Origin of the sequence: Pseudobacteriovorax antillogorgiicola, from assembly GCF_900177345.1 — a bacterium.
GTDB lineage: Bacteria > Bdellovibrionota_B > Oligoflexia > Oligoflexales > Oligoflexaceae > Pseudobacteriovorax > Pseudobacteriovorax antillogorgiicola.
The window spans coordinates 86,725-99,578 of sequence record NZ_FWZT01000014.1 but is presented as its reverse complement, the minus strand read 5'-3'; the positions used below and the strand labels follow the sequence as shown (position 1 = coordinate 99,578).

At 45.4% G+C, this 12,854-nt stretch carries 12 protein-coding genes; 7 read left to right on the top strand and 5 right to left on the bottom strand.

What is annotated here, in order from left to right:
- Positions 1-4: 4 nt before the first annotated feature.
- The 4 genes from B9N89_RS18025 to B9N89_RS18010 form a co-directional block, all read right to left on the bottom strand.
- On the bottom strand, positions 5-700 hold the full coding sequence (locus tag B9N89_RS18025; protein WP_132321439.1) for an outer membrane beta-barrel domain-containing protein: 696 nt from the start codon (positions 698-700) through the stop codon (positions 5-7).
- A 356-nt stretch (positions 701-1,056) separates the two neighbouring features.
- Positions 1,057-2,265 carry a proline dehydrogenase family protein gene (locus B9N89_RS18020; RefSeq protein WP_132321441.1) on the bottom strand — a complete coding sequence of 403 codons (1,209 nt, stop codon included), beginning with the start codon at positions 2,263-2,265 and terminating at the stop codon, positions 1,057-1,059.
- 127 nt (positions 2,266-2,392) lie between these two features.
- A complete protein-coding gene (locus tag B9N89_RS18015) occupies positions 2,393-3,163 on the bottom strand; it encodes a slipin family protein (protein WP_132321443.1) in 771 nt (256 codons plus the stop codon).
- A gap of 120 nt (positions 3,164-3,283) precedes the next feature.
- Positions 3,284-4,603: an NfeD family protein gene (locus tag B9N89_RS18010; protein WP_132321445.1), complete on the bottom strand. Its 1,320-nt coding sequence runs from the start codon at positions 4,601-4,603 to the stop codon at positions 3,284-3,286.
- Between the two features lie 234 nt (positions 4,604-4,837).
- Between B9N89_RS18010 and B9N89_RS18005 the strand changes: the two genes are divergently transcribed.
- From B9N89_RS18005 to mltF, 6 genes are all read left to right on the top strand, one after another.
- The gene (locus B9N89_RS18005) at positions 4,838-6,091 is read left to right on the top strand and encodes a lytic transglycosylase domain-containing protein (RefSeq protein ID WP_132321447.1); all 1,254 of its coding nucleotides are present in this window, start codon (positions 4,838-4,840) and stop codon (positions 6,089-6,091) included.
- Positions 6,092-6,171: 80 nt separating this feature from the next.
- Entirely contained in the window at positions 6,172-6,924 is a 753-nt protein-coding gene (locus tag B9N89_RS18000; RefSeq protein WP_132321449.1) for a motility protein A, read from the top strand.
- Positions 6,914-7,234, top strand: coding sequence for a hypothetical protein (locus tag B9N89_RS17995; protein ID WP_132321451.1), 321 nt, complete (start codon positions 6,914-6,916; stop codon positions 7,232-7,234). The genes B9N89_RS18000 and B9N89_RS17995 overlap by 11 nt, the downstream gene beginning before the upstream one ends.
- Entirely contained in the window at positions 7,219-8,013 is a 795-nt protein-coding gene (locus B9N89_RS17990; RefSeq protein ID WP_132321453.1) for an OmpA/MotB family protein, read from the top strand. Before B9N89_RS17995 ends, B9N89_RS17990 begins: the two co-directional genes overlap by 16 nt.
- The gene (locus tag B9N89_RS17985; protein ID WP_132321612.1) at positions 8,013-8,786 is read left to right on the top strand and encodes an OmpA family protein; all 774 of its coding nucleotides are present in this window, start codon (positions 8,013-8,015) and stop codon (positions 8,784-8,786) included. The genes B9N89_RS17990 and B9N89_RS17985 overlap by 1 nt, the downstream gene beginning before the upstream one ends.
- A 424-nt stretch (positions 8,787-9,210) precedes the next feature.
- Entirely contained in the window at positions 9,211-10,662 is a 1,452-nt protein-coding gene (gene mltF / locus B9N89_RS17980) for a membrane-bound lytic murein transglycosylase MltF (protein ID WP_132321455.1), read from the top strand.
- Between the two features lie 35 nt (positions 10,663-10,697).
- On the opposite strand, the gene B9N89_RS17975 is transcribed toward mltF, so the two are convergent.
- Positions 10,698-10,979, bottom strand: a complete 282-nt coding sequence (locus tag B9N89_RS17975) for a helix-turn-helix transcriptional regulator (protein ID WP_132321457.1) — start codon at positions 10,977-10,979, stop codon at positions 10,698-10,700.
- A 261-nt stretch (positions 10,980-11,240) separates the two neighbouring features.
- On the opposite strand from B9N89_RS17975, the gene B9N89_RS17970 reads away from it, so the two are divergent.
- Complete coding sequence (locus B9N89_RS17970; protein ID WP_132321459.1) at positions 11,241-12,839, top strand: proton-conducting transporter transmembrane domain-containing protein; 1,599 nt, start codon at positions 11,241-11,243, stop codon at positions 12,837-12,839.
- The last annotated feature ends 15 nt before the right edge of the window (positions 12,840-12,854 follow it).

Sequence of the window (12,854 nt, the reverse complement as noted above, 5' to 3'; positions counted from 1 at the left end):
ACCTCTAAAAAAGAAAGTAGCTCATTCCTAAATCGATACTGTAGGCGTGTCGCGTATAGTCTTCGTCTGAGCGAGTTTCCTGATAGATGCGATCCCGAACTTCGAAGCGGAATGAGATACTTTTCTTCCAATAAAATCTTTGTCCAGCAGCCCACGAGAAGCTATTAAGCTCTCCCTGATCAGTATCAACTTTTGAAACTCCTGCTGCCATGTATAGGTCGGAATATATGATAACTGAGTCGATCAAGTTGAGCTTGCCGTAGAATGGCGCCACAATCACATTAACATCTTGACTACCATGAATCCTGTTGATTTCCGGATCAGGGCTGACGACATCTGTGGTACCGATTTTCTGATACTTTAGCTGGTTCAAGGCCTTGCGATCATCGGAATCTGAAACGCTGGTTTGAATCGCTTGGAGTTCGAAGCCAAGCCACTCATTGATGAACATCGAGGTTCGATACCCCCATAGAATGGTGTCGGTATACGCTTCGTTCACAAAGGATCCTGCCGAAAAACCAACTTCAGGACGAAAAGACTTCAAAAAATATCGATTCTGAAGAATACTCACGGGATTGGTGACCTTTTCCCCACGAATTTCGTCTGGCTTGAGATCGAGAGCCATTAAGGGCTGGGGAGAGACAAGCCATCCACCTAGGAGAATGGTAAAGGAGCCAAGCAATTTGCTTACGAGTTTCATATTCTTTCCTCTAATACTGAATCACACCTTCCTATTGAGTCGTCGGTTCGACCCACAGGCTTGGATAAGCGATCCTCGGGACTTAGAACTAAAACACTGTTATAATTGGTTTCTTTTGAGAGATTCAGACTTCAATAAAATAGCTTACTTTTTTACGCTATCGAAAGAGATCTGATTTCATGCTGCTCAAAGTCTATCACTTAGCTTTGGTCACAACAGTGCATTTGCTGCCCAGCGTCACTCAATGAAGTGCTTGGGAACCTGATTGACAAGTGGATGAGACTATAGAAAAGAGTTGGAACCAAGGTAGGTAGCTCAGGTGCTTAAGAGCTTGCAAAGCACCCTTGAAAGCCAAACTAAGACTGTACAGATCTACGGTTTAGCTCCTGCTGAATAAGACTAAGTTCTCGCCCCGACTGTCCTTGAATCGAACTGTTTTCTTCAGCTCGACGGGATAGATAAGGTAGTAGCTCTTCTAAACGACCATAAGGCACATATTTACAAACGTTATAACCGTTCTTTGCCAATTGATAGCTAAGATTATCACTCATTCCCAAAAGCTGGGCGTAGTATACTCGGGGGTCATGATTGGCAACCCCAAACTCGTGCATGAGAGACATGAGTAGCTTGGTTGACTTTTCATTATGAGTGCCAGCAACGAGAGAAATAATTTGGATATTTTCAATACAAAATCTAATAGCAAGATTGTAATCCTGATCAGTCGCCTCTTTACTTGCATGAATCGGATTTGCAACGCGAAGATCCTTGGCATGACTAGCTTCTTTCTCAAGATAGGCACCTCGGACAAGCTTCACTCCCAGATGATAACCATAGGCAGATGCATCGCCGTAGCAAGATTTTAGAAAGTCTAGTCTATCCTTCCTATAGAGTTGGATCGTATTGTAAACGATGGGCCGTTCTTTATTAAACTTCACCATCATATCTCTTACAAGCTGGTCTACAGAGTCTTGGATCCAGCTTTCTTCTGCATCAACCAAGACGCGAACGTTGTGTTGAAAGGCATACTCGCAGATCTCTTCGAATCGCCTTGCAACAACCTTAAACTCCTCTTTCTCAGCATCGCTGAGTTCAAGCTTACGGTCACGCTTTTCGAGCAAATTAATCCGACCTAAGCCAGTAGGTTTGAAGACTGCAAAGGGAACATCGCGCTCCATTTGGGCCAATTCGATAGTATGCTTGACCTCTTGCTTCACGCGCTCAAAGTCTTCCTCATTGCGACAAGCTTCGGTAGCGAAGTCTAGTATTGTTCCAATACCTGAGTGAGCAAGATTCTGAATCGTGGAGCGGCACTCTTCAATATCCTCACCGCCACAAAACTGACCAAACATGGTATTCTTAACCAATCGTCGAATGGGAAGCCGGAGCTTTAAGGAGAGACCAGCAAGAATTGGCCCTAGCTTTACCAGGCTAGGATAGCTTAACATCTTGAAAAGCAGAAACGCCTTGCGGAGTTCACTGTCCTCAAGGTGAGCAAATGCCACCTGGGTATCAGAAAAATCTACATTTTTCATAGGCTTGATCTTCAAATTTGGCCCCTTCGCCATTTAGTTCCCCCCAATCGATAATCGAGAGCCTAGTGGATAGCAGATTTTCAGAAAAAAAGCTCCTTTTTGGAGCTTTGTTACTTTCTGAATCATTCTTTTTTTACAAGACTGCCAAGAAGGGCGTCACCTAGACCTTATCGTTGCTATCTTCTGCAATCTTATTGAATATATCCAATATGTTAAGTGGCAGCGGGAATATAATCGTCTTGGTATTATTATCCGAAATGTCAGCGATCGTTTGCAAATATCTAAGCTGAATTGACGCCGGGTTCTCAGTTAGGGTATCCGCAGCTTCTCTGAGTTGTCGTGCTGCTTGAAGTTCCCCTTCCGCAGCGATTACCTTTGCGCGCCTCTCTCGCTCCGCCTCCGCTTGCTTTGCCATCGCTCTTTGCTGATCAGGTGGGAGATCCACATGCTTGATTTCCACCGCCACGACTTTAATCCCCCAAGGATCAGTATTCTGATCCAAAATTGTTTGTAGCTGGGAATTGATTTTCTCTCGATTCATTAGAAGTTCGTCAAGCGAGTGCTCACCAAGCGCTGAACGGAGATGCGTTTGGGCAAGTTGCGCTGTGGCATACAGATAATTCTCGACGTTAAGGACAGCTTTCATGGAGTCGATGACCTTGAAATACAAGACCGCATTCACTTTTAGAGAAATGTTGTCTTGGGTGATTACATCTTGAGGATCGATATCCATGGTTACTGTTCGGATGGAGACCTTGGCTTCAACCCTATCGACACCGGGAATAAGAAAGATAATTCCTGGACCCTTGGGTTCAGGAAGGGCTCTACCAAAGCGAAAGACAATAGCTCGTTCGTATTCCGAAATTATCCTCACCATAGAGAACAAAATCAACAGGACTAGCATTACCAGAATAATCAGACCGATACCCATAAAAATCTCCTTACACCTTCAATAGAGTTTCACCTATCTCTACCTCAATATTTTTCTTGCACTGTATTGAGCTAGTACGTCACTTAAAAAAACTCTGGACGATACTTTGCAGTGGCTACTCTAGACCTTAGCTTTGACGATCAGCCTAAGCCCATTTCTTGAGTCCACCACAACTTCTTGACCTTTGCTAAAACTCTCTTGGTTCATTGATTGCGCCGACCAAATTTCTCCTTCTAGCCGAACCTGTCCTTGACCTTCGACAAAATCATTTAGAACTAGACCTTGTTTACCAACAATGCCTTCGGCGCCGGAGGTCACTTTAGACTTTTCAACCTTGTAAACGAGCCAAGCCACCGCTGCCCCAAAGCCTGCGATCGCCAATGCGCCCGGCACGATGGTAAACCAAGAAATTCTAAGCCCTAACTCGTTGCTGGAATCTACCAACAGTACTGAACCAATGACAAAGGCGATAAAGCCACCAATTCCTAGGATTCCGAATGACGGGATAAAAACTTCCGCTATCATAAAAGCTATGCTGGCTAAAATTAGAATCATGGCACCGAAATTAATCGGCAGAACCGAAGTTGATATAAGAGCAATGATGATACAGATGCCACCGATAACACCAGGAACCATGGAACCAGGATGGGTAAGTTCGAAGCCGATCCCAATAATTCCCGCTACAAAGAGCAGATAGAAAACATTGGGGTTAGAGAGTATTTCGAGAAACTCTTGGCGAAGGTTTTTCTCGTATCGGACGACATCCACACTTGCTGTTTCAAGAGTGACTTGCTTTTCGTCCCTTACGGTAACCACCTTGCCATCCATAGTCTTAAAAAGACTTTGCAAGCTGGGCTCCACAAAGTCGATGACCTTATTTTCTAGGGCTTCCTCCGCCGTAATCGAAAGAGAGTTTTCTACAAACGAAATCGCCATCTCTTTGTTACGCCCCCTCAAATCTGCAATCGACTCCATGAAAGCGATGGTATCATTTTCTATTTTCTTGGCAGCCTCGCCTTCCTCTATATCTTGCCCAGAAGCCTGAATCGGATGGGCTGCACCAATATTAGTTCCCGGTGCCATAGCTGCGACATGACCGCTGAGGGTGATGAAAGCTCCAGCACTTCCTGCGTGGGCTCCTGATGGCCCAACCCAAACAACCACAGGGAACGGGGCTGATAAGATTCGCTTGACCATGGTCCGCGTTGCTTGTAGGGCGCCTCCGGGCGTGTCCAGCGTAATCACAAGCCCAGACAAACCGTCCTGCGTCACCTGTTCGAAGGCTGCCATAAGAATGTCGTCTGAAGCGGCCCCAATGATCCCAATTTCGACTTCAAGCCAAGCTGAATTGAGCTTTTGGTAGCTTCGATCCTCGCCGGTCAAGTCAGAAGAATTGAGGATAGCACCCATGAGGCACATCAGGAACAACCAAGCTTTCATGTCCGCCCCTTAATCAAGTTAGCAACCTCAGTATCATTGCTGAAACCTCCAGAGTTTGCAATGTCCAATGTTTGGTCAAACGTCTAGCGCATCATTGAGATCAATTTTGTAAGGCACTAAAATTATTTTGGTAATCTGAAGTCAAAAGCGGAACGAGCATTGCTTTGAGGCAACAGCGAACGAAGTGCTGTCTCCCTGTTCTTGTATCTGCTGTCGTCTGAAAGGTTCCAAAGTATGCTACGCGTTATGATCTTTTCCTTTGCTATGCTTTACTCGTCGATCTCCATCGCCCTCACCATGGCCCCAGCCAACCCGGATGGGTCTGCGCTACCAAAGGAGTGCCAACTTTCCCTTTCCACTGTTGGGAATAGCTATGAAATATTACACCCTCAATGCCCGCAGCACGAGATTGACCGCGAGGGTCAAAAGTTTATGTTCGCTGATACCTTTCCTGTAAGTGGCTCCCTATCCAGGCGAGTACACTTTTGGCGTAAGATATACCAATCGTACTCCATCCGAGATTATGTAATTCACTCCAAGGAGTACCCGGAATTAGCTATAGAAGTTGTACGTTTAGACGATTTGATTGATGAGCGGGTCAAACCAAGAAGAACCCTTCGTTATCGAATCAGGCTGGCAAAAGCCAATTTCTTAGCATTGGCAAAGAATAAGGGAGTTCCGAAAACTCAGGAGCAAGAACGGCTATTAAACTTGTCTGAGCACATCACAGATAAGAATAAGTATAAAACAATAGCTCATTCTCTCAGGGCACAACGAGGGCAAAAGGAGTTCTTCCTCCGTGGCGTTGCAGCTGCCCATCGCTACCTACCACATATACTCCCACACTTTGAAGAGCTTGGAATTCCATCTGAACTGGCATACATCGCATTTGTCGAGTCATCGTTCAATCTTAAGGCCGTTTCTAAGGTAGGTGCTTCCGGCGTATATCAAATCATGCCATTTATAGCACGAAAGAAAATGATTCTTAATCAGAGTATTGATGAACGCCGTGACCCAATTAAATCAGGGAGAATTGCAGCATGGCTGTTTCATGACAATCTACGCCTAACAGGAAATTGGCCCTTGGCTGTAACCGCCTACAACCACGGTCCCTTTGGCATCCGCAGAGCTATAAGGCGAGTCGGTAGTGATCGACTTGAAGATCTCATCTCATCCTACTCCAAGAAGCGCTTTGGATTCGCATCGAAGAACTTCTATGCTGAGTTTATAGCCGCAGCGATGGTCGCCAAGCCTCTGGTAGAAGGCTACAGAGCGGAAGATCATGCCACTCCCCTAAGTTTCAGAGAGCTTACCCTTGAAAGGAGTACAAACATAGGTTCGGTACTAAAAACCTATAACATCGATCGCGAGACTTTGGCGGAACTTAATCCTGATATTCTACCAAGAGCTATAAGATCTTCTAAAACAAAGCTGCCCAAAGGCTTTATTCTGAAGCTTCCTCCTGAAGAACCTAGTCCCCTGAGTTAAGGCCTCGGTAAAAGCTACCTAGTCATATCATGATAAGCTTTTTATGAAGACTAGTATATTGCCTCCAAAAGGTTTTTCTCATGGATCTAGCTACCATACTCGGAGCTGTCATTGGAACCATAACGGTCATGGTCGTTATGATTCTATCTGGAAGCCTCCTAATGTATTGGGACTTCATGAGTCTTCTTATTGTCCTTGGAGGGGCAGCGGCCGCTACCATGATGAGATGGCCATTGAATGTGTTCCTTGGCGGTGTGAAAGTCGGAATGGGTGCTTTATTCAACAATGTTGAATCATCCGAAGAGCTCATCGATAAGATCATCGACTTAGCAAACAAGGCCCGTAAAGAGTCAATTCTTTCCTTAGAAAAAGAAGTTATCGAAAATCCACTTCTCGCCAAGGGAGTTCGACTTGCAGTTGATGGGGCGGCTCCAGAAATCATCGATGAAATTCTTTCAGATGATATGCGGGTTATGAAGAAAAATCTAGCCGACGGAGCGGCAATTTATGATGACATGGGAGAGTCGTGCCCTGCGTTTGGTATGATCGGTACCGTGATTGGTTTGATCGTGATCATGGCGAACCTCGCCGACCCGTCCAAAATCGGGCCAGGCCTTGCCGTAGCTCTTGTGACTACCCTGTATGGTGCAATGATGGCGAACATGTTTTTTATACCGATAGCCAAAAAACTCAAGTATCGAAGCCGTGAGCATCTTACCAATTGTCTCATCATAAAAACTGGGGTCCTCGGAATCTTAAACGGCATCAATCCAAAGCTGATTCAACAGCGCCTTGAGACATACTTGGGCAAGGAATCTAGTGGTGAAGAATGAAAGGCGTAACATGCCGTTTTTCGTCATTTGTAGCCTTGCGATTTTTGTTCTAACAGGTTGCGACCCCCAAAGGAAAAAACAATGCGAATGGTATTTTATTCCTTTTCCAGAAGGCAATCCATCTGTGGAAGAAGGTTGGGTAAGCATCTGTGTCGCAAACTTCAAGCTCGGGAGACAGCGTTGCTACTTTACTGCAAAACCTAATTTTCTTGATAAGATGAATGGGATTCCCTTTCGATATACAAGTCTTAAATATACAGACACGTTTCCCAAGAAAGTCATCAGTGTCAAACCGTGTCGAGGTCATTAGTGGAAGAGGAAGAAGAAGAACAGGAAGGCTCCGGCTGGCTTGTCAGTTTCGCTGACTTGATGACACTCTTATTTGCTGCCTTCGTTGTCCTCTATGGTATCACTCCTCGCGGCAAAAGTGATCAAGTCGTAGGGGTTTCATCGTCTATTCGAGAAGCCTTCATCGAAATTCCCGATGAGATCCCCGAAGAGTTTCGCAAGGGTGAGATGTACAAAGGCAAAATAACTTTCGAAGAAGTCAAGCGAGAACGGACCTTTAATCCAGCTATAAAGAAGTTCAACCGAACAGAGTCTATACTTCGCAGCCGAAACGATGATATGCAGAGAATCGAAGTTTTCTTAGACAGCAGTTCTAAGGGTCGAGGAATTCAATATAGTCTTCGGCAGGCCACAGAAGTCTCTGAGACAGAATTTGGCTTCTCATTAAATCTGTTAGGGCGGGCGTTTTTTATCCCTGGCAGCGCAGCCTTATCAGCTAAAGGAATGGAAGAGTTGAAATCTATTGCAAGTCAGCTAAAAGGTGACGCCATTAAGATATTAGTTGAAGGGCACACCGATGAAACGCAAACCGGCCGCCTTTCTCCAATCGAACTGGGAGCCCTGAGGGCTTCGCGAGTTAGACAGGTTTTGATGGAGCACAGCAAGCTCGATCCAAAAAACATCTATTCGACGTCTTATGGCGATAGTCGACCTATTGCCTCTCATAAAACAAAGGATGGGCGCCTAAAGAACAATCGTGTGGAGATCCATCTCATATATCAAGATGATGGTAGGTTTTAATGGAAGAGGAAGAGGAAGATGCCGGTGGTGGCGAAGGTTGGCTCGTCAGCTTTGCTGATCTTATGACCCTATTGTTTGCAGCATTCGTTGTGCTCTATGGCTCGTTAGAGGTAGGTACCTCTGATCGTATTTTGGGCTATACGGCTGCGATTCGAGAATCCTTTGTCGAAGTTCCGGACTTCGTCGAAAAAGATCAAGAAATTGGTGAAATCAAAAAGGGTGAGTTCGTCTTCAAGGCATACTACGGCGAAGCGAGTAGCAAGGGCGCCAAGCGCTATCTTATTAAAGAAGATCCTAAAGTCGCCATCGACCGTGACAAGAGCCATGTAGATAAGCTATTAGATCAAATTGCCATGACATCAGATGGCATTGATTTTGGGCTTAGAAATTCCATGAATACAGTTCCAGGTGAGCGAGGGTTTACCATACAACTTATGGGAGCATACTTTTTTGAATCTGGTACCTATCGATTCTCTCGGCAGGGACGGGAGCGTTTCATAAGACTTGGTAAGCTTCTTAACCAGCTGAGCCGCAAACTCTTAATTGAAGGCCATACAGACAATGTCAAATCAAACGGTGAGTTTGATAACCATACACTAGGCTCTCTTCGTGCAGCTAATGCTTCGCGAATACTCACTCGCGAAATAGGAATGAGCCCCAACCTAATTGATACCATTTCATATGGTGACCAAAGACCTATCGCTCCCAATGACACAGATGCCAACCGAAGAAAAAATCGTAGGATTGAGATCAAAGTACTCACTGCTGATTAATTGGCTGTTCAACTATAAAAAGAACGCAGGCATTTCTCCTCATTTATTGGGATCGAGAAAAAGCATTCATTGCGATCGTTTCTCAAGTGATTTCATAGCAACTTCCTGATCTATAAAATTCTTCTGATGGAAGCGATGCTGGTGATAGCCCACTACCTAACGAAAGTCACGGCTACCGCCTGACTCTTGAAGAATACCTAAGTCAAAAGTTTCTAATTCAAACTAGACATGAAGGAAGCAAGGTATTTACCTAGCTGTCTGTATGCGAAAGCTGGTTAGTTATTTTAGTCAGTTACTAGTGTTTGTCGCACCAAACGGTGTCTTTGACTGCGTCCCCCATCCGCACTTTAGTCGCAGCTCCATTGACTAAGCCCATGCGAAGCTTTATCTTCTTAAGACTCTAATGTTTTAAGGAGAGGGAGTTATGGATGATGAGAAGCACACCTTAAATAAGAATCAAAAGCGATCAAAAGCTTTCGTTGCAAGGTCTCTCACGTCGATCACACTTTTTATCACTGCTTCACTTTTTTTATCTTGTCGACCGATGTTTTTTTTAGGGTCCGACCGCGACCGTGACGACGCTCAGATTCTTTTAGAAAATATCAATGAAATAATAATTGGCACTCGCAACGCCCCTACAACTTATTTCATTGACAACCAAGGGGAGGCAAGCGGCTTCGAATACGACTTAGCGAAGGCGTTTGTGCAAGATTTAGGAAGGAAGGCAACATTTAAGTTCTATGACACTGTCGAAGAACTTCTAGACGCCACCAGTCGAGGTGATGTCCATTTCGCAGCTGCTGGCTTAAGCAAAACACCAACACGCTCCAAATCATTGCTGTTCTCACCGCCCTATCTCAACATCGACCAAGTTGCAGTTTGCCAGAAAAATCTTATCATAAACGATCTCTCTGATTTGATTTCAAGATCAGTCGCCTTTACTGCAAAAAGCTCTCACGAAGAAACGTTTCGGCGACTCAATCAGCGCTACCCTGCAATGACTTGGCTAGCAAGCTCGGAGTTTTCAACTGAACAGCTTCTCGTGAAAGCAAACGATAAAGAGTTCGATTGCGTTATCGCTGACGAGACAATCTTCAACATAAATCAGCACCTCATCGACAAACTCGAATCCAAGTTTGTTGTCGATCGAGGCCCTATTGCTTGGCCGATTCATCCTAAGGCACAGTTCTTGGTTGATAAAAGTATGGCTTGGTTCGCCGAAGATGCCCAAAGTGATCTTGTTGCCCAACTCTACGAAAAATACTTTGGTTCCACAGGTGATCACGACTATTACGATATTTATATATTCCGACAAAGGATCGAGGAACGACTGCCACGATTTGATGATATCATTCAAGAAGCTGCCGATATCAGCGGGCTCGACTACACATTTCTAGCATCAGTGGCCTACCAAGAAAGCCACTGGAACCCAAAGAGCCGGAGTGCAACCGGAGTCCGTGGTTTCATGATGCTCACACTTCCCACCGCAAGAAATCTTGGAGTTACTAATCGCATCGATCCAAAGCAAAGTATGCTAGCCGGAGCTCAATATTTGAAGCACCTTATCGATAGGTTTCCGACTTATATCGAGCCTCAGGATCGCCGATGGTTTGGCCTCGCCGCTTACAATGTGGGGTACTATCACGTGCAAGATGCTAGAAAGCTTGCCATCGACTTGGGTAAGAACCCAAATGTTTGGCGCGATCTAAAAACGATACTCCCTCTCCTTGCTGATAAGAAGTACTACAAGAGAACTGATTACGGTTACGCCCGCGGGCATGAGCCAGTTCAGTACGTAAGAAATATTCGAAACTACGAGCGAGTTCTTATCAGCCAGCTAAAGAGCGAAGACCTGAAAGAGGCTTCCAGCCACTAGCTTGGAATGTAGAGAATTAGCAGCCCAGGCCACTCTTATTTGATAAGATCGATGAGTTCACGAAGAGTGCAGTTTCTTTCTACTGGGTGCCTCAATTTTTTGCTCATGGACAGGCGGTAGCGATTCGTTCTGCCATCCTTGGTACGCACGATGTAGCCGCCATCCTCAAGATCGGCAACGATTCTTTGCACCGCTCGCTCGGTTATGCCCACTTGAAGAGCAACGTCACGGAGGGTGACCTGAGGTTCTCGGGCCAGGCATATGAACACGTGGGCGTGGTTTGTAAGGAATGTCCATTTATTGCTTTTTTCGGTCATCTTGGATCGCTCTTATAGTCAATCTGGCTAGTGTAGGCTCTACTAAAATGCTTTTCGAACCGCTATGCAAGTTTCTTGAATAGCAGCCCGAAAACCTTGCTGTCTATGCGCCCTTGAGCCGTATCTGTCCTGGCCCTAAGGCAAGTTTTCCCAGCAATTCACAAACCTTAGCACAAATCACTGATTCTACTTGGTTTTTCTAAAGAAAACCGTTAGCATACCGATACCAATATACGACATATTTTTCGTGAATAGTGTTTCATGAAATTCGATTTATGTCACCAAATTCGCTATCATAAGAGCCGAGACAGAGTAAGCCAAATAGACTACAGTGAAGGAGAGGTTATGGGCAAGGATCGAGTCAGCATACTAGGAACGCTTGCCATGCTGTGGTCACTTCTCCTTATTAGCACCTTCATGCTGGTGTTCACTCTTCACTATGGCCCTAGCTTTATCGAAGTTTTGGGGTTCAAGCTAGCAAGCTTCGATCTGTCTCTCACCCTTCGCTTCGACTCCTTATCATCTCCAATATTTCTCATGGTTTCGATCTTAGGCGTTGCCATTGGACACTATGGAATTCGATATCTTGATGGCGATAGCAGGCAAAGCTTCTTCTATAAGCATATGCTTGGCCTGATTGTTTTTGTTTCGCTGTTAATCCTAGCCAATAACCTACTCATGCTGGCCATCATGTGGATGCTGACCAGCTACAGCCTGAACAAGTTGCTTCGCTACTACCCGGAACGGCCGAATGCACTCCTTGCAGCGCGCAAACGTCAAGTGATCACGCGGCTCGGAGACCTATGCTTAATTATCGCTGTGGTAATGGCCTACACAAACCTCGGCTCCTCGGACCTACAAGACCTATTCGCCACAGCGAACCAAAAAATGACGTCCGAGATGGCACTAACAGGCACTACCATCGGCATTCTTCTTAGCTTTGCGGCCCTCACAATGTCCGCTCAATTACCATTTCATCTTTGGCTTCCAGAAACCATGGAAACTCCAACATTAATCTCGGCCCTCATGCATGCTGGAGTGATTAATGCTGGCGGTTTTCTGATCATTCGCTTCAGCCCCCTCCTCGACGGAAATCAAATCGCACATGGCGTCCTATTGATCTCGGGAGCATTCACCGCGGTTTATGGCTCCTTAGTCATGGTGACTCAGAACAATATTAAGAAGAAGCTGGCGTTCTCGACGATTAGCCAGATGGGGATCATGATTTTTGCCTGTGGCCTGGGAGCCTACGGGATGGCTTTGTTCCACATCATCGCCCACAGCTTCTACAAAGCCCATGCATTTCTCTCCACGGGGCACCTCATCGAAGAAGCGAAGAAGTCTGGATTAAAACTTAAGGTGCCTTCACCTTTACTCAGTGGCGCCGCTATCAGCGTTGGCTTTGTGATCATATATGCTGGCAGTATCTATCAAGATGGTAACTATATTGCTCTCTTCACCTATGGGGCTATCATGATGCTGTCTTTAGCCCAAAACGTCTTCACAGCTCCCAGTGTCGTCAGTACAGGTAAGCTACTACTTGCAATCACTACGCTCATGGCCGCAGCAATATTTGCCTATGCTAAACTCGAAGAGGCTATGGTGATTTTCCTAGAAGGAACTGTGCCGTCAGTGGTCTTAACAAGCGAGTTCATCCTTACTCAACTCAGCCTTGTATACCTATCATTTGCCATGTTCGCAGCTGGGTTTTGGATCAGTGGTCGGCTATTTGATCCGCGTACTCCTTTCTGGAAGCGTATTTATCTCCACCTATGGAACGCAGGCTACGCAGGGCAAATAAGTTCAAGATATTTGGCTAGGTTTTTCCCAAAAGATTATTCGACAAATTCCCCCATTTGATTTTATAGAAGGAAT